Raw genomic sequence first — 24323 nt, 5'->3', positions numbered from 1 at the left:
CCTTCGATAATAGTCTGGAACAACCGGGGCACCTGCGGCGCCGTTATAAGGCAAGTATCAGCCGCCGCGTCCGAAAATGCGCCAGCCAAGAAAGATCAGCACGATGACCGATGCGATCAGTGCCACTTGGAAAGAGAGATGATCTTCCTGCATCACATGCTTCCCTATGCGCGGGAGCACCCAAGTCTCTCTGTCGGATCGTGCGGAAGAAAGACCCGATGATCTTCCGTAGCAGCCCCCAGGCGACCGGAACAGAATTTTTTACATCCGCGCGCCTTTCCCGGGGGACGGGAATGGCCTTCCATGCTATCAAGTCATTATTGCGCGAAATTTGCTGCAAGCATTCGCCGTGACAGAGAGACCATCGTGCTCCCGCTTGCCAGCAGAGGAGCCCAGTCATGGAAGACCTGAATTACCTGTTGAAACGCGAGCAGGAGGAGCTGCTGCGCGCACGGATCGCGCATAGCTCCGTGGCGCGCCGCGTTCATCAACGGCTCGCACAGGGATATGCGACCCGCATCCGCCACCATCCCCATCCTTACCGCACCCAGCGATCGGATGGTTCGGCTTCCTTCAACCCCTTTCCGTTCAACGTGGAAGGCGGTGCGGCATGAGCAGGGTCGTCAACGTGTGGGCCACGACCGATGTCATCGAGGCGGCATGCACGAAGCACGCATTCCGGATATCCGCCGTGGAAGCGTTGGTTTCCGGTGGCGCAAGGGTCGTGATGCTCGATCCCAGGGATGCCGACGCCTTTCGCATATTGATGAAGGACAAGCTGATCGAGGGCGCCGTAACCCGCTCGGCATCGCACATGGCCCGGCAATGGTCCCCCTCGCTCCATCGGAAATAACCATGGACCGCTTCGATTATCTCGATCGCCGCAGACAGGCGGAACTGAACCATGCCGATCTCGCCATCTGCCCTGTCGAGAGGAGGAAGCATGAGGAACAGGCGCGGGCCTATTCCAAGATCATTTCCGTTCTGCTCCGGAAGGGGGCATCACTGCGGGGGAGATAGGTTGGCGGGGTTGCCCGGCTTGGCCGCGAACCAGATATTATGCCAACGCTCCGAACTGCCGATATAGGCTGGCAAGATGATTTCATCGACTTCGAAACCCGACTCTTCCAGCCTCCCGGCAAAGCAATCGTCCGTATAGGACGACCAGATGGACAAGAGCCCCCCCGGCCGCAATGCGGCGTAGGCAGCGGCAAGACCGGCATGCGAATATAGCCGGTCGTTGCCGGGGGTGATGAAGCCGTCCGGCCCGTTATCGACATCCAGCAGGATGGCGTCGAAATGCTCCGACGTTTCCGCGATGACATCGTAGACGTCGTGCAGGCGGAGGCTGACGCGGGGGTCCGCGAGATTATTCTTGAACAGATGCGCCAGCGGCCCCTTGGCCCAGACGACGATCTGAGGAACCAGTTCCGCGACGGTCACAAAGGCCTCGGCAGTCCAGGCCGCAAGGACCGCGTCCAGAGTGAAGCCCATGCCAAGCCCGCCTACAAGGACATGCCCGTCTTTCCTGGTCAGGCGTTGGCTCGTCATCGTGGCCAGCGCCATTTCCGAAACATGGTCCTGACTTCCCATCAACTCGTCGCTGCCGAACTGGATGGAAAATTCCCTGCCGCATTTGAGCAAATGCAATTGGCCACCGCCCGGAATGTCCGCGACATCCACCGTCTCTATGGGCGGGTGGCTTGCCTTGGCGGTCTTGGCTTGCCGTTCATCGGCGATGTAGGCCCGCATGTCAGAAGACCGCTTTGATGAAGCGTCGTTACGATTCATGCTGTTCCTGTCGCATTCTCAGATCAATCGCGACGTAAACCAGCATGGCGTCCATTGCGCGGTGACGCCGTCCAATGCCCGGCTTGCACCCCCTTTGCAAGGCCGGTTCATAGGTTCGCGGCATACCCTTTAGGGGTTGCTTATTTGACCAGCGGAAGGGTTTCAGCTTTTCAAGGTTATAATATTCAATCCGCCCGGCTTTTGCGACGGGTTGGATGCATTGTGCTTCTTGGGCTTTTCGGCCTTGGGTTTGCGAACCTCGCGATTTGATTTTTTCTGACTTTTGGCCATTTGGGCATTCCTTCAAAAAGTGTTTTTGGATTGTTGCGGGGAGCTGCGATCAGTGCCGTCCGAATCCGAACCAGAGCGCTTCAGCATCGTCGAGCGCCTCGAACATGTCCGCGTCCGCGTGCGTTCGATTAAGATGACCGCGTATCGTATCGGGGTCTCCCGACCGAGGAAATGTCCGGTCGCCCGCCGCCGCCCGTGCCAGGTCTCCTATCCAACCAGGACGGCTGTGCTGTCCTATCAACCAGGTACCGAATTGCTCGATCTGAACGTTCACATGCTGGTCCTATCATGGCTGTCGCAGGGGATTGAAATCGCTTCGTCCAGCTTGTCGTTGGCGCGGATCGCCGCCTCTTCTTCATCCTCCCGCTGAAATTCCAGAGCGATCGCCGCATCTTCCGCGCTGAGCATATCCTGCTTTCCGGCTTCGCGTGCCTCAGCCTCCCCGGCCTGGATGTCCCAGGCGCTTGCGGCCGCCAGCGCGATCGTCCGTACCTTCTCAAGCAGCGTGGCGGCGGCAACCTGCCGATGATGCGCTGCCTGCTGCCTGCACATCGCTGAACTGTTGAACATGACTGGCCTACCGTCCGCCATCGGAGGGCGTGTTTCGGACCCACAAAGGAACCCAGCGCCAGTTTGCCGGCGGCGGGCCATCAGAAGGCCGGGTCTGCTCTGTCGGCGGACCGGCTGGAACCAACCCGCCATGCGCGGTATCGCGATCTTTTTGCAACGCTGCCTCCAGATCCTGAGGGGCGACCTGGTGATGTTCGATGGTCGCGCCTTTCCGGATACGCAGGGTGGTCGCGACCCGGCGAAAGCCTGTGTGGACATTGCCCTCAAATGGTTCTTCATCGGTTTCCACGACATAAGTGCCGGCGGGCAAAAGCGCTTCGAATTCCGGCAGGCGAAAGGGCGCTGAAAATGTCATCGCTTTGCGTGTCGTGCGGATCGTCATGACGCCGTCGCATCGGCAGGGCGGCTAGGGGTCGGATCATCAGACATTGCTCTATCTCCCGTTTGCAGGCGGGAGCGCGATGGTCTCTCTGTCACAACATGCCTGCGGCATGATCGGCGTGATGACGAATTCTAACACGAAACTTCCGGTCGGCGTGCATCTATTCGTCAGGGTGCCGGATCGATGCAGCCCACGGGATCGAAGCCGCTAGAGCGCGCTGCGTTAAATTGGACGCAGGGCACGCGCTCTAGTTCTTTGTTGTCGCATCGTTTTTCGCGCAAAACCGGTTCCCACTTTTGCACACGATGCTCTAGAATCCCGCGCCGGAAGCCATGGCTTGCGGGCCGCGGCTGTCGGTTCCCAGTTCGGCAACCGCCGCTTCGGTGGTGATCAGCAACCCGGCAATGGAGGCCGCATCCTGCAAGGCGGTGCGGACAACCTTGGTGGGATCGATGACGCCGGACTGGAAGAGATTCTCATATTGCTCGCTCTGCGCGTTGAAGCCCAGATTTTCGTCTTTCCCGTCCAGCAATCGACCTACAACCACGCCGCCATCATGTCCGGCATTCTCCGCGATCTGGCGGAGCGGCGCCTGCAGTGCCCTGCGGATGATGTCGATGCCGCGCCGCTGGTCGTCATTGACGGGGACAAGGCCGTCCAGCGCTTTCGACGCATAAAGGAGCGCGGTGCCGCCGCCGGGCAATATGCCTTCCTCCACCGCTGCGCGGGTCGCGTGCAGAGCGTCCTCCACTCGATCCTTGCGTTCCTTGACCTCCAGTTCGGATGACCCGCCGACCTTGATGACGGCGACGCCACCGGACAGCTTCGCAAGACGTTCTTGCAGCTTTTCCCGGTCATAATCGCTCGTGGTGGTTTCGATCTGTGCCTGGAGCGCCGCGACGCGGGCCTTGATGACTTCCGGACTGCCGGCGCCGTCGACGATCGTCGTGTGATCCTTCGCGATCGTCACGCGCTTGGCCGTACCCAGCCTGTCCAGCGTGACATCCTCCAATTTGATGCCAAGATCCTCGGTCACCACGTCGCTTGCCGTCAATATGGCCAGATCCTCCAGCATCGCCTTGCGGCGATCGCCAAAGCCCGGCGCCTTGACCGCAGCGACCTTCAGTCCCCCGCGCAGCTTGTTGACGACCAGCGTCGACAGCGCATCCCCTTCGATATCCTCGGCAATGATGAGCAGCGAACGGTGCGCTTGCGCGACCGCTTCCAATATGGGCAGCATCGCCTGCACATTGCTCATCTTCTTTTCGTGGATCAGAATGACGGGGTCTTCCAGTTCGACCGCCATCTTCTCGCTGTTCGTAACGAAATAGGGCGACAGATAGCCGCGATCGAACTGCATTCCCTCGACCACATCCAGTTCGAACTCGACGCTCGCCCCTTCCTCGATGGTGATGACGCCTTCCTTGCCGACCTTCTCCATCGCCTCGGCAATCCGGTTGCCGACGATCTCATCGCCATTGGCCGACACGATGCCGACCTGTGCGATTTCCTGATTGTTCGACACCGGCTTGGACCGGGCCTTGAGTTCGGCAACGACGGCGGTGACGGCCAGGTCGATGCCCCGTTTGAGGTCCATTGGATCGATGCCGGCCGATACCGACTTCATCCCCTCCTGAACGATCGCCTGGGCGAGGACGGTCGCCGTCGTGGTGCCGTCTCCAGCATGATCATGCGCCCTGGACGCGACGGCGCGGATCATCTGCGCGCCCATATTCTCGAACTTGTTATTGAATTCCAATTCCTTGGCGACGGTGACGCCGTCCTTGGTGATCCGGGGCGCGCCGAAGCCCCTGTCGATAAGGACGTTGCGCCCCTTTGGGCCAAGCGTCACGCGCACGGCATTGGCAAGGATGTCGACGCCGCGCGCGATGCCTTCACGGGCTTCGTGCGCCAATTTCACGTCTTTGGCTGTCATGGCTTGGGTCCGACTTTCCTGGCGCTGGTCCGCGACTAAATCGTCGCTTTCACAAGCGGAAGCCAGCGCTACCAATTTGCGAGCTGGCAGTCTCCAACAAGAGTGCCAATGACCCTGATATGCGCCCTGCGTTAATCAATAACAAGCTCTACCCCGCGCAAGAATTGTTGCGGGCTGGTCGACGCGCTTCATGACGGACTCCCTGATCGTTCCGGAACCTCGGATCTGCCTCGTTGCTTTGAATGGGAGATCGCTCAAATCCCGGCTTGGATTCCCGATTCGGGTGGGCAGGACCGGTTCAAGGCGCCGAAAGCAGATGCCAAGACGGCACCAAATGAATGTTTCGAAAGGAAAAATCGTGGACTGTCGAATTTTGGCCGGGAACTCAGTACTGCTTTCTTTGGAACAAATGGTTGTCAATTGAGGACAATCTCTCCAAAATCTATTGGGTAACTCTACCACGCATGAACATTCGTTTGCCCGGCATGGTCTGCATGGTCTGCATCGGTTCGTCGCACGATGCACTCCTATTGCCTGCACAAGCACCGGCGTGAGCGGCCTGTTCATGTGGCAGAAAGGTTAATCTGAACAGGCAGAACATCCATGGCGCTCATCCGCAGCGCCGTGCCGTACATCTTACGAAGGTAAATGGAGGGGGTTCTGACAGCTGAATACGCCATCACGCGGGCGGCAGTCGGACGAAAAGCTGCGGTCACGCAGGCCCGACTGGTCGAATTTTGAAGGAGTAGCGTGATGAGTGTCATTTCCAAAAGCCCGAAATTTCTCTTAATGCTTGCCCTACTTTCCGGGGCATCTTCGGGCAGTTTGTCCGCGCAGACGCAGGACGCGCCCGCGCCTGCCGCCGACGTTTCGGCGACCGCCTATTTGCCTCCGGCTAAGCTGGCCGCAGGGCCGGAGATCAAGGGCATCATTTCCGCGCGCAGCGGCGACAAGATGCAGGTCACGGCGGCCGACGGCACCAAGTCCGTCATCGTCATCAACGATGCCACCAAGATCAGCGCCAGCAAGGGCTTTTTCGGCCTCAACCGCAGCAGGCTTGCCGCGACCTCGCTGCTCAACGGTGTGCCGGTGACGGTCAAGACGCTGCAATCGGATGGCGGCCTGGTGGCGAGCCAGATCAATCTGCAGAACAAGGATCTCCGGACTGCGTCGATGATCCAAAACGGCACCGAGCAGGGCTTTGCCGAACAGACTGCGGCAACGGCGGCGCTGCGCGGTCGCATGGGTGAGATCGACCAGTATAATATCAAAAGCACGACGAACGTGAATTTCGACACTGGCAAGGCGGTGCTGTCCGCTCAGGCGAAAAACGAGCTCTGCGCCGCGGCGACCACTGCCGAAGGGATGAGCAACGCCCTGCTGCTTGTCGTCGGTTACACGGATTCGACGGGAGACTATGAATATAACCAGCAGCTTAGCGAAAAGCGAGCCGGTCGCGTCATCAATTACCTGCAGCAAGCCTGCGGCTGGAAACCCTATCGCATGCTGACCCCCACCGGGATGTCCGAAGCGGACCCTGTGGCGAGCAATGATACTGTTGAAGGCAAGGCGCAGAACCGCCGCGTTGCGGTGAATATTCTTGTCAGCAAGGCCGTAGACGGTCTGTGAGACGGGCGGGGTGGGCTTTGCCCCACCCCATTTCCCCGGCTTGGCATTGCCGGGTCGTGACCACAGTTAAGTGGCAGCGCATCGAGCGCGGCATGGTTGCGCCGTAACATGGCGGACCGAACAAGCTGTGCGACGACCACGGGCACGACGCGCGTCACGCCGATGCCGCGCCCATGCAAAGGGCCGCTCACAAGGTGAGATATCGTTCGAACAGGGTCATGGCCGGATCTCCGATCAGGCGGAAGGGGGAGGCGTCGTGGAACCGTCGCCCAGCGCGATCTGCATATAGACGGTGTCCAGCCATTTTCCGGCTTTCCAGCCCATAGCGGCCAGGCGTCCGACCTGGTGGAAGCCGCAGGATGCATGCAGCGCCACGGACGCCGGCTCCGCGCCTCCGACGACCGCGACCATCTGGCGAAAGCCGGAAATTGTGGCGGCATCGATCAAGGCCCGGAGCAAGGCGCGGCCGATCCCGGCGCCCAGGCGGTCATGGGCGACATAGATGCTGTCCTCGCACGCAAAGGCGTAGGCGGGCCGGTCCCGAAACTGCGTCGCATAGCAATAGCCAACGACCTCCGCATTGATGTAGGCGACCAGAAAGGGCCAGCCGCGTCCGGCCAGGTTCCTGATTTTCGCCTCGGTATCAGCGACGGAGGGCGGAACGGTCTCATAAGTCGCCGTGCCATGCAGTACATGATAAGCATAAATCGCGGCGATCGAAGCCGCGTCCGCGATCCTGGCCGGACGAATGACGATGGTCATCGCCGCGTCGCCTTCACGGCTTCGCCATCCTCCTTCACGAAAGGGGCGGACTGCGGGGATGGGAGGAGATCCAGAACCGCCTCGGATGAGCGGCAGAGCTTAACGCTCAGCTGTGACACCACCAGCGGACGATTGATGAGAATGGGGTGCTCCATCATCGCGTCGATCAAGGCTCTCTTGGTTCATCGGGAAAACGCATGAGCACCATGGCGCTGCCATGGTGCTCATGTAACCGATCATGATGGTCCCGGCGGGAAATGCCATCGGAATTTCGAAGAGACCCAGATCAGCCGAAACTGATCAGCGTTCCCGAATGCCCGTCGGACCACAGGCCGAAATCTTCGGCATGATAGCTGCCGATCAGCGTCAGATGCGCGACGTCGGCTCCGCTGGTCACCGTCAGCACCCCGCCGGTCCCTGTATCATTGGCAGCATAGCTCAGCATGGTCGCCGCATCGAACGCCAGGTCTGAAAGGTCGACGCGATCATCGCTGTCCAGTCCCGCGATCGTCCCGCTGAAAGAGATGCTGTCATCGAACAGGATCAGGCCAGTCGCCCCCGCATCGACCACGATGTCGGATGTCACGTGACCGCCGAATTCGACCGTCGCGGTGCCCGACAGCACCACATCGCCGCTACCGCTTACATCCCCGACCAGCACCGCATGGCTGGAGTTGAGCTGGATCAGACCTTCATTGTCGATCGCGCTGACCACCGTCAGGCCACCGCTGCCCGTGGCTGCGATGATTCCGCTGTTGCTGATCATATTGGTTCCCGTGTCGAGCACAAGCCCATGGGTTCCGTCGGCGATGATCGAGCCACCATTGATGAGGGTCAGCGTGCCCGCGCCGATCTCGCCCGCGCCAGATATGATGTTGTCCACATTGTTCAGCGTGACGGACGGCAGCGTTCCACTGATGACATTGCCGCCATCGTCGCTCAGCACCACATGGCCGCCGCCCTGAAGCGTCGTGCCATATTGGATAAGCTGCAGCAATGTCGTGTCGCCCGTCGATTCAAGGCTGATCACGCCGCTGTTGACGATCGTGCCGCTCAAGGGAAGCATTGCCCCGTTGCCGATAGTCATGACGCCGGAATTGCTGACCACAGGCGTTTCGTCGAACAGGAAGTTTGCCGTCGTCAGCGCCGCCGCCGTCACGCCCTGAAGCGTGATCGTCTGCCCTTCCGCCAAGGTGAGCAGCGCATTGCCCGATGCGTCCTCCGCAAGATGCGCGAGCACGCCGGAAAAATCACCGATCCCGGCATAGCCGATCAGATCGATCCGGTCGGCTCCGATATCGAAATCATGTACCTGATCGGCGCCGATCGGCTGAGCGAACACGAAGATGTCCGCTTGCGCCGATCCGGTCAGCGTGTCGTCGCCCGACCAGGCGAAGATCGGGTTGCCGGGGGCATAGGCCTCGACATTGTCAGCGATATGCATGGTCGCCATGGCCCCGTCTGCCTGCGTCCAGCTCATCGCGACATCCAGCACCATGGCGCCCGCGAAGGTGGAAGGCGTGGTGACGGACAGTGCGCGCGGATCGGCGGTCAGGACGGTCCAGCTGCCGTCAGCATTGCGGGTGCCGCCGTTCAGCGCCCAGTCGTCGGGCATGTGGGTGACGGTGACGAGAACATCGCCCGCCTGGTCGGCCGGAGAGGAGAGGCCAAGGTTGATCGGCGCTCCCGCGACGCCCGCCGGTTTCAGGCCGCTTGCCTGTGCAGCATTGCTTAAATTGCCTGCGACATCCTTGAACGCGCCCGCATCGATGGCTGCAGTATAGGATGTGCCGTTATTGGCGCCATTCGTTTTGGCGACCTCGATCGTGAACACAGTGTTGTTCGATGACCATGCCCCGGTTCCTGTCACGATTGAGGCGGTTCCGGTGGCGGCGGCAAGGTGAATTTTCGAAGCATCGAAGAACGACGTGTTCATCGCTTCGTTGAACGTAATGATCAACTTGCTGTTTTGATTATTATTGCCCTGAAGGCCTGTAATAGAAGTGATGCCCGGTGATGTCGTATCTCCACTGCTGACCGCCACGGTGTCCGATCCCGGAGCGCCCGGATTGAGCGCCGCATCCGTATAGAGCGTCGAACCCACCGATACGCTGCCAGTCCCGGTAAAGCCGGCAGTTTTGGTGTATGTCGCGGTATAGACCAGCGGATCGGCCGTAGACTGGAAGTTGCTTATCGTGCCGCCGACCGCACTTATATCGCCGGATCCAAATCCAACCGGCGTTTCGGAAAATGTGAAGGTCACCTGGGAACTGGGATCGTTATTATCCAAAGAAGCATCGATGATGTTTACAGCTACTGTCGGGTTCTTCGTATCATAATTCTGGCTGGCGCTGGCTCCGATGATGGGGTTACCCGCGCCATCCATCGCGGCGCCGTTCGCCACGGAAACGCCGATCGTTCCTGCCTGGTTATTGGCGTCCGGCGTGACCGACAGCGTGTAGCTGTGGCCATTGACCGCCGTGAACGTGCCCGCCGTCCCGCCGGTGACGGTGATGTCGCTGGCGGTAAAGCCCGTCACATTCTCGCTGAAGGTGAAGGTGAACACCACCGCGCCGCCAGCATTGTTGGCGACTGCCGCGGCTTCATCATCGGTGATCGACAGGGTCGGCGCCTTGGTGTCTATCTCGTAATTGGCGCTCGTCCCGCCGGTGCCCGCATTGCCCGCAAGGTCGGTATAGCCCGACCCCACCGTCACGACGTTCGAATCATCCTCGATATTCGCCGTCGGCGTGAAAGTCGCTGTCCAGACCTTGCCGTCCAGGCTGGTGAAGGTCGAGAGCGTCCCATGCTCCACCGTCACGTCGCTGTTGTCGAACCCGGTCACCGCTTCGGAAAAGGTCACCGTCACAATGGACGTATCGCCAATCTTGAGAGCGCTGTCACTCATCGTCACCGACGCAAGAGTCGGATTGAGGGTGTCGTAATTCTGGCTGGCGCTCGATCCGATGATGGGGTTGCCCGCACCATCCACGGCAGCGCCGTCGGCGACGGAGACAGCGATGGTTCCTGCCTGGTTATTGGCGTCCGGCGTGACCGACAGCGTATAGCTGTGGCCGTCGATCGCCGTGAACGTGCCCGCCGTCCCGCCGGTGACGGTGATGTCATCGGTGGTAAAGCCGGTGACATCCTCGCTGAAGGTGAAAGTGAACACCACCGCGCCGCCAGCATTGTTGGCGACCGCCGCGGCTTCATCATCGGTGATCGACAGGGTTGGCGCCTTGGTGTCGATCGCATAATTGGCGCTCGTCCCGCCGCTGCCCGCATTGCCCGCCAGGTCGGTATAGTTCGGCCCCACCGTCACGACATTCGAGCTGTCCTCGATATTCGCGGTCGGCGTGAAGGTCGCGGTCCAGACCTTGCCGTCCAGGCTGGTGAAGGTCGAGAGCGTCCCATGCTCCACCGTCACGTCGCTGTTGTCGAACCCGGTCACCGCTTCGGAGAAGGCGACCGTCACCGTCGACGTGTCCCCAATCTTCAGGGCCGTGTCGCTCATCGTCACCGACACAAGAGTGGGATTGAGCGTGTCGATATCGATCGTCGCGGGGGTGGCCGCCGCATTGTCGTTGAGCGCCGCATCGGTGAACCTGGCCGCGTCGACCGTCACCGAGCCCGTGCCGCTAAAGCCGTCATCGGCGGTGAAGGTGGCGTGATAATGGGTGGCGTCGTCCATCACCAGATTGCTGATGGCGCCGTGGCTCGCGCTGATGTCACCCTGGGCAAAGCCGACCGGCGCCTCGCTGAAGACGAAGTTCACCTGCGAACTGGCGGTGCCGTCGCTGAGCGCCGTCCCGGCAAAGCCGACGGTCACGGTGGGGTTGAGCGTATCATAATTCTGGCTGGCGCTGGCGCCGGTGACCGCGTTGCCGGCAAGATCGGTGGCAGCCCCATCGGCCACGGAGACGGCGATCGTCCCCGACTGGCTGTCGGCGTTCGGCATGACCGACAGCGTGTAGCTGTGGCCATTGACCGCCGTGAACGTGCCCGCCGTCCCGCCGGTGACGGTGATGTCGCTGGCGGTAAAGCCCGTCACATTCTCGCTGAAGGTGAAAGTGAACACCACCGCGCCGCCAGCATTGTTGGCGACCGCCGCGGCTTCATCATCGGTGATCGACAGGGTTGGCGCCTTGGTGTCGATCGCATAATTGGCGCTCGTCCCGCCGCTGCCCGCATTGCCCGCCAGGTCGGTATAGCCCGACCCCACCGTCACGACATTCGAGCTGTCCTCGATATTCGCGGTCGGCGTGAAGGTCGCGGTCCAGACCTTGCCGTCCAGGCTGGTGAAGGTCGAGAGCGTCCCATGCTCCACCGTCACATCGCTGTTGTCGAAGCCCGTCACCGCTTCGGAGAAGGCGACCGTCACCGTCGACGTGTCCCCAATCTTCAGGGCCGTGTCGCTCATCGTCACCGACACAAGAGTGGGATTGAGCGTGTCGATATCGATCGTCGCGGGGGTGGCCGCCGCATTGCCGTTGAGCGCCGCATCGGTGAACCTGGCCGCGTCGACCGTCACCGAGCCCGTGCCGCTAAAGCCGTCATCGGCGGTGAAGGTGGCGTGATAATGGGTGGCGTCGTCCATCACCAGATTGCTGATGGCGCCATGGCTCGCGCTGATGTCGCCCTGGGCAAAGCCGACCGGCGCCTCGCTGAAGACGAAGTTTACCTGCGAACTGGCGGTGCCGTCGCTGAGCGCCGTCCCGGCAAAGCCGACGGTCACGGTCGGATTGAGCGTATCCACCGCAAACTCGCTCTGCGGGGCATAGTCGTCCTGCAGATTGCCCGCCAAGTCCCGGGCGCCGCTGACGTCGATGGTCACGCTGTCATGATCGACATTGCCGTCCGCGACGGCATAGTGCGCCTGATAGGTGGTCGCGTTGACCCAGCCGCCCGATCCAGGCGTGAGGGTGGCGCCCATGGCGGGAGCAAAGCTCAGCGTCGGATCGACGCTCTGGTCCATCGCCTCGCTGAAGGTCACCGTCACCGTGAAAATCGAACCAGCATCATTGTCCGCGATCAGCGCATCGCTGACCGTCACGTCGGTCACGGTCGGGTTCTTTGTATCGTAATTCTGGCTGGCGCTCGATCCGATGATGGGGTTGCCCGCGCCATCCGTGGCGGCGCCGTTCGCCACGGAAACGCCGATGGTTCCTGCCTGGTTATTGGCGTCCGGCGTGACCGACAGCGTATAGCTGTGGCCGTCGATCGCCGTGAACGTGCCCGCCGTCCCGCCGGTGACGGTGATGTCATCGGTGGTAAAGCCGGTGACATCCTCGCTGAACGTGAAAGTGAACACCACCGCGCCGCCTGCATTGTTGGCGACCGCCGCGGCTTCATCATCGGTGATCGACAGGGTTGGCGCCTTGGTGTCGATCGCATAATTGGCGCTCGTCCCGCCGCTGCCCGCATTGCCCGCCAGGTCGGTATAGTTCGGCCCCACCGTCACGACATTCGAGCTGTCCTCGATATTCGCGGTCGGCGTGAAGGTCGCGGTCCAGACCTTGCCGTCCAGGCTGGTGAAGGTCGAGAGCGTCCCATGCTCCACCGTCACGTCGTTGTTGTCGAAGTCCAGCACCTTCTCGGAGAAGGTGACCGTCACCGTCGACGTGTCCCCAATCTTCAGGGCCGTGTCGCTCATCGTCACCGATACAAGAGTGGGATTGAGCGTGTCGATATCGATCGTTGCCGGGGTGGCCGCCGCATTGCCGTTGAGCGCCGCATCGGTGAACCTGGCCGCGTCGACCGTCACCGAGCCAGTGCCGCTAAAGCCGTCATCGGCGGTGAAGGTGGCGTGATAATGGGTGGCGTCGTCCATCACCAGATTGCTGATGGCGCCGTGGGTCGCGCTGATGTCGCCCTGGGCAAAGCCGACCGGCGCCTCGCTGAAGACGAAGTTTACCTGCGAACTGGCGGTGCCGTCGCTGAGCGCCGTCCCGGCAAAGCCGACGGTCACGGTCGGATTGAGCGTATCCACCGCAAACTCGCTCTGCGGGGCATAGTCGTCCTGCAGATTGCCCGCCAAGTCCCGGGCGCCGCTGACGTCGATGGTCACGCTGTCATGATCGACATTGCCGTCCGCGACGGCATAGTGCGCCTGATAGGTGGTCGCGTTGACCCAGCCGCCCGATCCAGGCGTGAGGGTGGCGCCCATGGCGGGAGCAAAGCTCAGCGTCGGATCGACGCTCTGGTCCATCGCCTCGCTGAAGGTCACCGTCACCGTGAAAATCGAACCAGCATCATTGTCCGCGATCAGCGCATCGCTGACCGTCACGTCGGTCACGGTCGGGTTCTTTGTATCGTAATTCTGGCTGGCGCTTGCTCCGATGATGGGGTTGCCCGCACCATCCACGGCAGCGCCGTCGGCGACGGAGACAGCGATCGTCCCCGACTGGCTGTCGGCGTCCGGCGTGACCGACAGCGTATAGCTCTGCCCATTGATCGCCGTGAACGTTCCGGCGGTGCCGCCGGTGACAGTGATGTCGCCTGCCGCGAACCCCGTCACATTTTCGCTGAAGGTGAAGGTGAATACCACCGCGCCGCCAGCATTGTTGGCGACCGCCGCGGCTTCATCATCGGTGATCGACAGGGTCGGCGCCTTGGTGTCTATCGCGTAATTGGCGCTCGTCCCGCCGGTGCCCGCATTGCCTGCAATGTCGGTATAGTTCGGCCCCACCGTCACGACGTTCGAGCTGTCCTCGATATTCGCCGTCGGCGTGAAAGTCGCTGTCCAGACCTTGCCGTCCGGGCTGCTGGTGAAGGTCGAGAGCGTTCCATGCTCCACCGTCACGTCGCTATTGTCGAAGGTCACCGCTTCGGAGAAGGTGACCGTCACCGTCGACGTATCGCCGATCTTCAGCGCCGTGTCGCTCATCGTCACGGAGATAAGCTTAGGGCCGATTATATCGGTGCTTCCGTTGAAGTTCCGAATGTCGATGGTTTCAACCTGGGAAATCTGCAGGTTGATCGTCTTGAATTGATAGATGGCAGGCCCGGTCTGGCCGGTATTCGCGTTCTTCTGCGCCGGGATCCAGATGTTCTGGACATAGTCGATCTCTGCGCGGATCGCCGCGTCGGCAAGTTGCGTCGGGCTCAGCCAGATTTGCAGCTTGTCCACATCAGCGACATTTTGCGTGCCCAGCTTGGACGAGCCCGACCCGCCGTCATAATAGTCATAGCCCGAATATCCCGTGCCGCTCGACGTGCCCATATAGGTTCCGCCGGAAACGGCGCCGCTGGAATAGCTGGACCCGCTGAGCCACTGATTTTCGAATGCCTTGTAGATCAGCGTGTCTGCCCCCGATCCGCCCAGGACGCGATCGATGCCGGCGCCGCCATCGAGCGTGTCGCTGCCGGACCCGCCGTTCAGCGTGTCGTTCCCCGCGCCGCCATCCAGGAAGTCGTCGCCCGATCCGCCGACGAGATTGTCGCTGCCGGTCCCGCCGTTCAAAATGGTCGTACCGCTTGCACCTGCCATGACAATGCCCCCCCACATGGGCGGCTCAGCGCCCGACACATACCCAACGCGTTAAGAATATGCCCGAATCGACATATTTCTTTGGTAAGCCCTAGGGGAAGATGAAGTAGAAATTTGTCATTTTCAATGCGGTTGGAGTAAAGCATAAGTATCAAAACGGGTCATTTATATCATTAGATATATGTCTATAAACATATCATAATGTTTCTATCCATATAGGGAAGTTGATCCAGTTTAATCGCGGCACGGATCACTGCTCTGATACAGCGCATGGCCCACTTGCTCGACAGCGCGGCTCATCGCACAGCCAGGGGAGGGGGCATGCCACGTACCGCCGCCCTGTTCCCGGCAAAGGCTGGCAAGCCGGATTATCCGTTGGCGGCAGACCCTGGCGCAGCCCTTGGACGAACCCTCAATCCCTGCCGGGTTCAGCGAGGACACTGTCCATGTCGGCCATCGCCAGCCGCAGCAATTCCACCATGCTGTTGCGCGCGGCCGCAGTGTCGCGGCTGGCGATGGCCTGACAGACCGCCTTGTGATCGGGCAGTGGGTCGCGGGGCAGGAGTTTCTTGCGATGCTTGAAGGTGGTGGTCCAGCTCACCGCCGCCCCCACTGAGCTTGCCAGCGCGGCGAGCGCGTCATTATGCGTCGCGGCGAGGATCGCGTTGTGAAAGCGCTGGTCCGCCGCCCGGCCCTCTGGCGTGGAGAGGCCATGGCTTTCCATATCCTCCAGTGCCTGCGCCATGACGGCCAATTGCTCATCAGTCCGCCGCCGCGCCGCGAATTCGGCCGCCGCCGGTTCGATCACGCCGCGCAGTTCGAACAGATCGCGGATGAAATCGCGGTCCGGCTCGCCCGCGAACATCCAGGCGAGCATTTCGGGGTCCAGCACATTCCAGCGGGCGCGCGGCAGCACGCGGGTTCCGGCCTTGGGGCGGCTTTCCAGCATGCCCTTGGCGATCAGGATGCGCACCGCCTCGCGATAGGCGGTGCGGGAGACCTGGAGCCGTTCCGACGCCTCGATCTCCCCTTCGAACAGGTCGCCGGGCTTGTGGGTGCCCATCAGGATCGCGGTGCCCAACTGCTTCGCAATGGCTTGGTGGATGCGGAGCGAGCTTTCGTCCGGCGCAAATCTGCGTTCCGTCCCATCCTTGCGCCCGCTTCCCAACTTTCAGCCCCCTCGGTTCAATCCTCGAACGCCGTCGTAGGGCAATGCCGCCCACAAAGGAAGGCATCCGCCACCAATCGCAGCGGCGCGATATCGGCATCGATCGCCTTGTCCGCCACCAGCCCGACGAAACGCCGATACATGGCCGGATATTCCTCGTCCGGCGCCTTCAACTGGACTTCTCCGTCCAGTCGAAGCGTGTTCCCGCCCTCGGACAGCAGCAGGCTGCCATTCGCCGTTTCGACGGCGATGTCCCAGGTCTGCGGCCCGGTCTGCCGCCAGTCGAACACGGCCTCCACCGGCGCGCCCGAAGCGGTCGCCATTTTAAGGTCGGCGCCGATGGGGGCGTCCTTGTTCGCGGGCACTTCCAGACTGGCGGACAGTAGCGTCACCGGCTCCGGCACGATCTCGGTCAGGATCGAGAGCGCATTGATGCCCGGATCGAACACGCCAAAGCCGCCCGCTTCCCAGATCCAGGGCTGGCCGGGATGCCAGTGGCGCACATCCTCCCGCCACTGGATCGATATGCGTTCGATGGTGCGCGAAGCCATCCACGTCTTGGCCTGCGCGACGGCGGCGGCATAGCGGCTGTGCCAGCTTGCATAGAGGGTGACATTCTGCGCCTTCGCCAGCGCGATCAGCGCCTCCACTTCGGACACGGTCGCGCCGGGCGGCTTTTCCAGGAAGACATGCTTGCCCGCCAATATCGCCTGCCGCGCCGCCTGATAGCGGACCTGCGGCGGCTGGCAGAGGATCACGGCGTCGAGATCCGGCTCGCCCGGCAGCATGGCGCCAAGGTCGGGATAATTGCGCACCCCTTCGCCCAGCGCATTGCGGCTGGCAACCGCGACCAGCTCTATGCCCTCGATCTTTTCGATCGCGGGCAGATGCTGGTCGCGGGCGATCTTGCCCAAGCCGACAAGGCCTGCCTTGATGGTCATGCCGCGACTTCCAGCCTGCCTTCGATGCGGCGGGTCAGCTTCCACGGATTGGCGGCCTGCAAGGCAGGGGGCAGCACCGCGTCGGCCACATCCTGATAGCAGACCGGGCGCAGGAAGCGCATCATCGCCAGTGTGCCGACCGAGGTGGTGCGCCCGTCGGAGGTCGAAGGGAAGGGACCGCCATGCACCATGGCATGGGTCACTTCGACCCCGGTCGGCCAGCCGTTCGCGAGCACGCGGCCGACTTTGCGGGACAAGGTGGGCAGCAGCTTTGCGGCATCGGCCTGGTCGCTGTCTTCCATCTGGAGCGTCGCGGTCAACTGGCCCTCCATCCGGGCGATGGTGGCGACGACTTCCTCTATGGTCGCGCATTTGACGAGGATCGAGGAGGAACCGAACACTTCATGCGCCAGCGCCGGATTGGCGCGGAACTGCTCGCCGCTGGCGGCGAACAGGGCGTGCCGGCCCCGGTTGACGCCCTCTGGTTCCGCGCCGCGTGCGAGCGTGGCGACGCCCTCGGCCCCGGCCAGCGCAGCGACGCCCTTTTCGTAAGCCGCATGGATACCCGGCGTCAGCATGACCTGCGCGCTATTGGCCGAAAGCGCTTCGGCGGCCGAAGCCATGAAGCGGTCCAGATCGGGGCCGTCGAGCGCGATCACCATGCCAGGATTGGTGCAGAACTGGCCCGAAAAGAGAGTCAGCGAGCCGACGAAGGCGCTGCCCAAGGCTTCGGCGCGGGCCGCGAGCGCGCCCGGCAACAGCACGACCGGGTTGATGCTCGACATTTCGGCATAGATCGGGATCGGTTCCTCGCGGTTCGCCGCGATCTTCATCAGAGCAAGGCCGCCGCCGCGCGATCCGGTGAAGCCCACCGCCTTGATGCGCGGATCGGCCACCAGCGCGCCGCCCAGTTCGTTGGTCGTGCCGGGCAGGTAGGAAAACACGCCTTCATGCAGGCCGCTGGCCTTGACGGCGGCGGCGATGGCGCGGGCGACCAGCTCGCCGGTGCCGGGGTGGGCGGGGTGGCCCTTGACCACGACCGGACAACCGGCGGCGAAGGCCGATGCCGTGTCGCCGCCCGCGACCGAGAAGGCGAGGGGGAAGTTGGACGCGCCGAACACGGCGACCGGGCCGACCGCATGGTTGACGCGGCGCAGGTCGCCGCGCGGCAGCGGGGTGCGTTCCGGCAGGGCCGGGTCGATGGTGGCGTCCAGCCAGTCGCCCTGACGGACATAGCCGGCGAACAGGCGCAACTGGCCGATGGTGCGACCGCGCTCACCCTCCAGACGGCCGCGGGGCAGGCCGGTCTCGCTCATGGCAGTCGTGATCAGCAGGTCGCCAATGGCGATGATCTGGTCGGCCATGGCCTCCAGAAAGGCGGCGCGGGCTTCGGGCGTCAGCGTCGAAAAGCTCTCGAACGCGGCGTCAGCGAGTGTGCAGGCATCGGCTACGTCAGCGGCCGAAGCGTTGCGGAAGGCGACTTCGCCCTTCGCGCCGGTCGACGGATCGATCGCGAAGAAAGGCTCGCCGCCCTGACGCTCGCTCGCGCCGATGAGGATGGCTCCGTTGAACATGGGAAAAACTCCGGGATTGGGGGATTAATGCCAATGGCCTTCAATGATTGTCGCGGGGCAGGCCCATGGTCTGGGCGATGCGCTGATATTTCTCCGCGCCTTCGAGGATCGCGCCTGTATTCATCTGGCCGACGACGGCGCGCTGGATTTCCTGCCACGGGGTCTGGGAGGCGGGATATTTGAACCCGCCCTCCGCCACCAGCTTAGCCCGGCGCGCTTCCAGTTCCTCGTCGGGAATGAGGACGTTCACCGTGCCGGTGTTGAGGTCCATCCGCACCCGGTCGCCGGTCCGCAGCAGTGCAAGCCCACCCATCGCCGCCGCTTCGGGCGAGGCGTTGAGGATCGAGGGGCTGCCCGACGTGCCCGACTGACGTCCGTCACCGATGCAGGGCAGGGCGGAGATGCCTTCGGTGATCAGATAAGCGGGCGGCCGCATGTTCACGACCTCCGCCGCGCCTGGATAGCCGATGGGGCCAGCGCCGCGCATGAACAGCAGCGTGTCGGGCGTGATGCCGACCGCTGGATCATCAATGCGGCGGTGATAATCCTCTGGCCCGTCGAACACGACCGCCGGACCTTCAAAGGCATTGGGGTCGTTGGGGTTGGAGAGATAGCGGCTGCGGAACTCCTCGGAGATCACGCTGGTCTTCATCACCGCCGCGTCGAACAGATTGCCCGACAGGACGAGAAAGCCCGCCTCTTCCTTGAGCGGCTGGTTGAACGGACGGATGACCTTCTCATCCTCGATCTCCACGCCCCTGCAGTTCTGGCCGATGGTTTTGCCGTTGACGGTCATCGCGCCCTCGCGGATCAGTCCTTGCCCGATAAGCTGGCTGACCACGGCGGGCACGCCACCGGCACGATAATAATCCTCGCCCAGATATTCGCCCGCAGGCTGGAGGTTCACCAGCAGCGGCACCTTATGCCCGACCGTCTCCCAATCCTTGAGCGGCAGGTCGATGCCGGCATGGCGCGCAATGGCGGCCAGGTGGATCGGCGCATTGGTCGATCCGCCAATGGCCGAGTTCACCACAATGGCGTTATGGAAGGCGTCCAGCGTCAAAATATCGGAAGGCTTCAGATCCTCCGCCACCATCTCGACAATGCGCTTGCCGGTCCGATAGGCGACCTCCTGCCGATCGCGATAGGGCGCCGGGATCGCCGCCGATCCGGGCAGCATCATGCCCAGCGCTTCGGCCAGCGAGTTCATCGTCGTCGCCGTGCCCATGGTGTTGCAATAGCCGGTCGAGGGCGCCGAAGACGCCACCAGCTTGATGAAGCCCTCATCATCGATCTTGCCCGCCGCGAGCAATTGCCGCGCATGCCACACGATGGTTCCCGACCCGGTGCGCTCGCCCTTGTGCCAGCCATTGAGCATCGGTCCGACCGACAGGGCAATCGCGGGAATATTCACCGTCGCCGCCGCCATCAGCAGCGCGGGCGTCGTCTTGTCGCAGCCCGTGGTCAGCACCACCCCGTCCAGCGGATAGCCGTAGATCGCCTCGACCAGCCCCAGATAGGCGAGGTTGCGGTCCAGCCCCGCCGTCGGCCGCTTGCCGGTTTCCTGGATCGGATGCACCGGAAATTCCAGCGCGATCCCGCCCATTTCGCGGATGCCTTCGCGAATGCGCTCCGCCAGCACCATATGGTGACGGTTGCAGGGTGACAGGTCGCTGCCGGTCTGGGCGATGCCGATGATCGGCCTGCCGCTGCGCAGTTCCTCCAGCGAAAGACCGAAATTCAGATAACGCTCCAGATAGAGCGCGGTCATGTCTATATTGTCGGGGTTGTCGAACCAGGCGCGGCTGCGCAACTTATGGGCGGGCTTGGGCGATTCGCTCATGAAAGGGGCATCCTGTCGAAGAAAAGGGCAGATCGAATTGGGGGCACATTGACGCGCTCGCCTCTCCGATATACTCAGACAAATAGAAATTCAAGGATGCTTGAGAGCTAGTGACGAATTTGATGAGCCAATATGCGGTCATCGGGGACTGGGGCACCAGCCGCTTGCGCCTGTTTCGCGTGGAGCAGGGCCATGTCACGGCCCGCCGCGACGGCCCCGGCATCGGCGCGGTGGGAAAGGAAGCTGAAGCCGCCTTTGCCGCCACCATCGCCCCTTGGTTGGAGGAAGGCGCGCCCAGAGAGATACGCCTCTGCGGCATGGCCGGCGCTCGCGACGGCTGGGTGGAGGCGCCCTATGCCGATTGCCCCGCTGACGCCGCAGCCTGGCGCGCCGCCGCGGTGCGCTTCGACTGGCGCGGCACGCCGCTCAGCATCATGGCCGGGCTCGCCTGCGTCGGTCCTGACGGGGTGCCCGATGTGATGCGGGGCGAGGAAACGCAGATTTTCGGAGCCATGGCCCGCGAACCGGCATTGCGGCAGGGGCGGCACCTCATCGTCCTGCCCGGCACGCACAATAAATGGTCGGTGGTAGAAGATGGCCGCATTGTCTCCTTCCGCACCATGCCGACGGGGGAGTTGTTCGCGCTGCTGCGGGATCGCTCGACCCTGGGGACGAAGGTTGACCGGGCCGATCCCGCGCAGGAAGCAGCAGGCTTTGCCGAAGGGCTGGAGCGGGCAGGGGAGGGGCGGCTGCTCGCCTCGCTGTTCGCCGCGCGGGCGATGCGGTTGCGTGGCGGCAGGTCGGAGGATTGGTCGACGGGCTATCTGTCCGGCCTCATCATCGGCTGCGAGATCGCGGAAATCCGCAGCACGCTGGGAGAAGCGGATGACATTCTGTTGGTCGGAGATGCCCAGTTATCGGTTCGCTATGCGCAGGCGCTGGGAAGACAGGGGCTGGCCTCGCAAGTGCTGGATGGCGATGCTTGTTCGCTAGCCGGGCTGGGTTTGGTGTGATGGCAGCTTTGGGTGGAAGGCGGACGCTTCCTGTTTTGTCATTCCCGCGAAGGCGGGAATCCATCTCCCAGCGTTGCATCAAGCGGTTAGGTCAGGAGATGGATCCCCGCCTTCGCGGGGATGACGAACTTCGAAAATGTACGGAAATGGCCAAAACACACCGCACAACCTGCCTCATTGACCGGAGACCCCGCCTATGACCCTCGATGACCTGCTTGCCGTCGGCGCGCCTCCTATCTGCGCGATCCTGCGCGGCGTGAAGCCCGTAGAAGCGCTCGACATGAGCGCCGCGCTGATCGAGGCAGGCATCCGCATCCTGGAAGTCCCCTTCAATTCGCCCGAACCGCTCAAGAGCATCGCCGCGATGCAGGCCGAATTTGGCGACCGCGCACTGATCGGCGGCGGCACGGTGCTGTCGGTCGAGGCGGTCCAGAATCTGCACGATGCAGGCGGCCGCATCATGGTGACGCCCAACACCGACCCGCAGGTCATTGCCCGAGGCGCGCAGCTGGGCCTGGAGTTGCTTCCCGGCTTCATGACGCCCAGCGAAGCCTTCGCTGCGATCAAGGCGGGCGCTCGCCGCATCAAGCTCTTCCCCGCCGCGCGCCTCGGCTCTGCCTATGTGAAGGCGGTGAAGGACGTGCTGCCCAAACATGTCGGCGTCTGGGCGGTCGGAGGCACGGGCGCCGACACGATCGGGGAATGGCTGGCCGCTGGCTGCGAAGGGATCGGTGTCGGCGGAGCGCTCTATCGTCCCGGCGACAGCGTCGCGGCGGTCAGAGAACGGGCGGTGGAACTGGTCGCTGCGTGGAGGCGGACGCTCTAACGCATATACTGACTCACCCCGCATGCCGCACTTCAGCACGATCCAGCATATCCCGCACCTTCGCGGCCAGCTCGGCATAGGTGAAGGGCTTGGTCAGCAACTCCACCCCCGGATCGAGCCGGCCATGATGGAAGATCGCATTGCGCGCATAGCCGGTCGCGAACAGCACCCTCAGCCCCGGCCGACGCGTTTGCGCCTCGCGCGCTATGTCCGCGCCGGTCATCCCGCCGGGCAGGATGACATCGGTGAACAGCAGGTCGATCGGCTGTGAAGGCCCCTCCAGCGCCTGCAACGCGGCCGGACCGTCGGCCGCCTCGATCACCCGATAGCCCAGTTCCTTCAGCACATCGACGGTATAGGCCCGCACCTTCTCATCATCCTCGCACACCAATACCGTTTCGTCGCCGGGACATTCCGGCGCGCAGCGGTCCACCGTGCCGGTGTCATTGTCCGGCAGCAGCCCGTAGAAACGCGGCAGATAAATTTTCACCGTCGTGCCGTGCCCCGCCTCCGAATAGACGCGGAAATGGCCGCCCGACTGCTTGATGAAGCCATAGACCATCGACAGGCCCAGGCCCGTTCCGCGCCCGACCTCCTTGGTGGTGAAAAAGGGTTCGATGGCGTGGCTCAATATTTCCTCGTCCATGCCCGCGCCGGTATCGGACATGCTGATCAGCACATATTGACCGGGCGACACCTCCGCTTCCTGCGCGGCATAGTCCGCATCGATATGCGTGTTGGCGACTTCGATGGTCAGCTTGCCGCCGTCCGTCATGGCGTCGCGGGCATTCACCGCCAGGTTGAGCAACGCGATTTCCATCTGGTTGACGTCGATCTCTACCGGCCACACGCGGGCGCTCTGGATCGTCTCGATCTCGATGGTCTCGCCCAATGTGCGATTGAGCAGGTCGGACATGCCGCTCACCAGCCGGTTGGGATCGATCCGCTCCGGCGCCAGCGGCTGGCGCCGGGAGAAAGCGAGCAGCCGCTGAGTCAGCAGCGCGGCGCGCTCGGCGCCGCCCATCGCATTGTCCGCCGCCCGGCGCAGCCGCGCCTGATCTTCGCCGCCGATCTTATCCACCCCGCGCTGCAACAGTTCCAGATTGCCGGTGACGATCTGCAGCAGATTGTTGAAGTCATGCGCCACCCCACCGGTAAGCTGGCCCAGCGTCTCCATCTTCTGCGCCTGCCGCAGCGCCGCTTCCGCCTCCGCCAAGGCTCTGGCATGGGCGCGCTGCTCCGTCACGTCGCGGGCGACGCAATAGACAAGGTCGTTTTCCGGCACCGCCGTCCAACTGAAATTGCGATAGCTGCCGTCCTTCGCCCGGAACCGGTTTTCGAAGCGTACCGTCGGCATGCCCCTGGCCAGGCCTGCGATTTCGCCCTTCGTCTTCTCCAGATCGTCGGGATGTTCCATCCATTCCGACGTGCGCCCGATCAGTTCCTGTTCGCTCCAGCCCAATATGTCCGTCCAGGCCGGGCTGGCGGCCATCCACACGCCGTCCTTGTCCGCGACCAGAAAGGGATCGCGCGCCAGTGCCCACAGCCGGGCGCGGTCGGCCCGCACTTCCTTTTCGGCCAGCACGCGTCTGGTCGTCTCGCTGACGATGCAGAGCGCGCCGCCGATCGACCCGTCCGCCTCGAACACCGGGGAGTAGCTGATGTCGAAAAACACCTGTTCTCCCTGGCCACCGTCGCGCTCGATATAGAAGGGGCGGTCCCTGGCGTGCACGGACTCGCCGCCCTCGACCACCGACCGCAGCAGCGGTTCCAGATCGTCCCACAGTTCCGACCATCCCTCCCGCGCCGGACGGCCCAGCACGCGGGGATGCTTGTCCCCGATGGTGGGCGCATAGGCTTCATTGTAGAGCGCGCAGAGATCGGAGCCCCAGAACAGCACGATCTCCGCCCTGGACGACAGCATCAGCCGGACGGTCGACACCAGTGCCGGAGACCATCCCTCCACCGGACCCAGCGGAGACCCGGCGTCGATGCGCGCGGTCAAGGCGCCCAGAGACCCCTGCGCGGCGATCATGCCCGCAATGCCCTGCGTGCCGCTCATCTTATCCTCGATCAGCTTTCCCATGAGGCGTGATACGCCTGTCCGA

At 62.8% G+C, this 24323-nt stretch carries 18 protein-coding genes and 1 pseudogene; 7 read left to right on the top strand and 12 right to left on the bottom strand.

Annotated elements, in window-relative coordinates:
• Window positions 1-398: 398 nt before the first annotated feature.
• The 3 genes from HHL26_RS15180 to HHL26_RS15170 are packed head-to-tail and all read left to right on the top strand — an operon-like array spanning window position 399 to window position 1020.
• A complete protein-coding gene (locus HHL26_RS15180) occupies window positions 399-614 on the top strand; it encodes a hypothetical protein (protein WP_066559543.1) in 216 nt (71 codons plus the stop codon).
• Window positions 611-853, top strand: coding sequence for a hypothetical protein (locus HHL26_RS15175; RefSeq protein ID WP_066559540.1), 243 nt, complete (start codon window positions 611-613; stop codon window positions 851-853). The genes HHL26_RS15180 and HHL26_RS15175 overlap by 4 nt, the downstream gene beginning before the upstream one ends.
• Window positions 854-855: 2 nt before the next feature.
• Window positions 856-1020: a hypothetical protein gene (locus HHL26_RS15170; RefSeq protein WP_162492912.1), complete on the top strand. Its 165-nt coding sequence runs from the start codon at window positions 856-858 to the stop codon at window positions 1018-1020.
• On the opposite strand, the gene HHL26_RS15165 is transcribed toward HHL26_RS15170, so the two are convergent.
• The 3 genes from HHL26_RS15165 to HHL26_RS15160 all read right to left on the bottom strand — a co-directional run bounded on the left by HHL26_RS15165 (window position 1003) and on the right by HHL26_RS15160 (window position 2652).
• Window positions 1003-1752: a spermidine synthase gene (locus tag HHL26_RS15165; RefSeq protein ID WP_066559533.1), complete on the bottom strand. Its 750-nt coding sequence runs from the start codon at window positions 1750-1752 to the stop codon at window positions 1003-1005. The genes HHL26_RS15170 and HHL26_RS15165 overlap by 18 nt on opposite strands.
• Window positions 1753-1953: 201 nt before the next feature.
• A complete protein-coding gene (locus tag HHL26_RS24515; RefSeq protein WP_257721798.1) occupies window positions 1954-2082 on the bottom strand; it encodes a hypothetical protein in 129 nt (42 codons plus the stop codon).
• A gap of 270 nt (window positions 2083-2352) precedes the next feature.
• Entirely contained in the window at window positions 2353-2652 is a 300-nt protein-coding gene (locus HHL26_RS15160) for a hypothetical protein (RefSeq protein WP_197672723.1), read from the bottom strand.
• Window positions 2653-2782: 130 nt separating this feature from the next.
• On the opposite strand from HHL26_RS15160, the gene HHL26_RS15155 reads away from it, so the two are divergent.
• A complete protein-coding gene (locus tag HHL26_RS15155; protein WP_145907359.1) occupies window positions 2783-2998 on the top strand; it encodes a hypothetical protein in 216 nt (71 codons plus the stop codon).
• A gap of 346 nt (window positions 2999-3344) precedes the next feature.
• Here the strand turns inward: HHL26_RS15155 and groL are convergent, their stop codons facing one another.
• Entirely contained in the window at window positions 3345-4970 is a 1626-nt protein-coding gene (gene groL, locus HHL26_RS15150; RefSeq protein ID WP_066561921.1) for a chaperonin GroEL, read from the bottom strand.
• Window positions 4971-5723: 753 nt separating this feature from the next.
• Here groL and HHL26_RS15145 point away from each other — a divergent pair.
• Window positions 5724-6599 (top strand): OmpA family protein, encoded by an 876-nt coding sequence (locus HHL26_RS15145; protein ID WP_066559527.1) that lies wholly within the window; start codon window positions 5724-5726, stop codon window positions 6597-6599.
• Window positions 6600-6833: 234 nt separating this feature from the next.
• Here HHL26_RS15145 and HHL26_RS15140 read toward each other — a convergent pair whose 3' ends face one another.
• The 7 genes and pseudogenes from HHL26_RS15140 to HHL26_RS15110 all read right to left on the bottom strand — a co-directional run bounded on the left by HHL26_RS15140 (window position 6834) and on the right by HHL26_RS15110 (window position 20376).
• The gene (locus tag HHL26_RS15140) at window positions 6834-7361 is read right to left on the bottom strand and encodes a GNAT family N-acetyltransferase (protein ID WP_066559525.1); all 528 of its coding nucleotides are present in this window, start codon (window positions 7359-7361) and stop codon (window positions 6834-6836) included.
• Window positions 7358-7534 (bottom strand): annotated as a pseudogene (locus tag HHL26_RS15135) (ArsC/Spx/MgsR family protein); the annotation flags it as partial. The pseudogene HHL26_RS15135 and the gene HHL26_RS15140, both read right to left, overlap by 4 nt.
• A gap of 113 nt (window positions 7535-7647) precedes the next feature.
• Complete coding sequence (locus tag HHL26_RS15130) at window positions 7648-14850, bottom strand: Ig-like domain-containing protein (protein WP_240962458.1); 7203 nt, start codon at window positions 14848-14850, stop codon at window positions 7648-7650.
• Between the two features lie 412 nt (window positions 14851-15262).
• Window positions 15263-16018, bottom strand: a complete 756-nt coding sequence (locus tag HHL26_RS15125; protein ID WP_066559509.1) for a FadR/GntR family transcriptional regulator — start codon at window positions 16016-16018, stop codon at window positions 15263-15265.
• 17 nt (window positions 16019-16035) lie between these two features.
• Window positions 16036-16959: a Gfo/Idh/MocA family oxidoreductase gene (locus HHL26_RS15120; protein ID WP_066559506.1), complete on the bottom strand. Its 924-nt coding sequence runs from the start codon at window positions 16957-16959 to the stop codon at window positions 16036-16038.
• Complete coding sequence (locus tag HHL26_RS15115) at window positions 16956-18533, bottom strand: aldehyde dehydrogenase (NADP(+)) (protein ID WP_066559503.1); 1578 nt, start codon at window positions 18531-18533, stop codon at window positions 16956-16958. Before HHL26_RS15115 ends, HHL26_RS15120 begins: the two co-directional genes overlap by 4 nt.
• 40 nt (window positions 18534-18573) lie before the next feature.
• A complete protein-coding gene (locus HHL26_RS15110; protein WP_066559501.1) occupies window positions 18574-20376 on the bottom strand; it encodes an IlvD/Edd family dehydratase in 1803 nt (600 codons plus the stop codon).
• A 122-nt stretch (window positions 20377-20498) separates the two neighbouring features.
• Between HHL26_RS15110 and HHL26_RS15105 the strand changes: the two genes are divergently transcribed.
• Together HHL26_RS15105 and HHL26_RS15100 are read left to right on the top strand one after the other, a co-directional pair.
• A complete protein-coding gene (locus tag HHL26_RS15105; RefSeq protein ID WP_066559498.1) occupies window positions 20499-21389 on the top strand; it encodes a 2-dehydro-3-deoxygalactonokinase in 891 nt (296 codons plus the stop codon).
• A 196-nt stretch (window positions 21390-21585) separates the two neighbouring features.
• The gene (locus tag HHL26_RS15100; RefSeq protein ID WP_066559496.1) at window positions 21586-22215 is read left to right on the top strand and encodes a 2-dehydro-3-deoxy-6-phosphogalactonate aldolase; all 630 of its coding nucleotides are present in this window, start codon (window positions 21586-21588) and stop codon (window positions 22213-22215) included.
• 13 nt (window positions 22216-22228) lie between these two features.
• Here HHL26_RS15100 and HHL26_RS15095 read toward each other — a convergent pair whose 3' ends face one another.
• Complete coding sequence (locus HHL26_RS15095) at window positions 22229-24301, bottom strand: PAS domain-containing protein (protein WP_066559494.1); 2073 nt, start codon at window positions 24299-24301, stop codon at window positions 22229-22231.
• Window positions 24302-24323 lie beyond the last annotated feature (22 nt).

Origin of the sequence: Sphingobium sp. TB-6 (genome assembly GCF_012927365.1) — a bacterium.
In the GTDB taxonomy this organism is placed as follows: Bacteria; Pseudomonadota; Alphaproteobacteria; order Sphingomonadales; family Sphingomonadaceae; genus Sphingobium.
The sequence above is the reverse complement of the archived record's forward strand: the minus strand, read 5'-3'. Positions and strand labels throughout refer to the sequence as shown.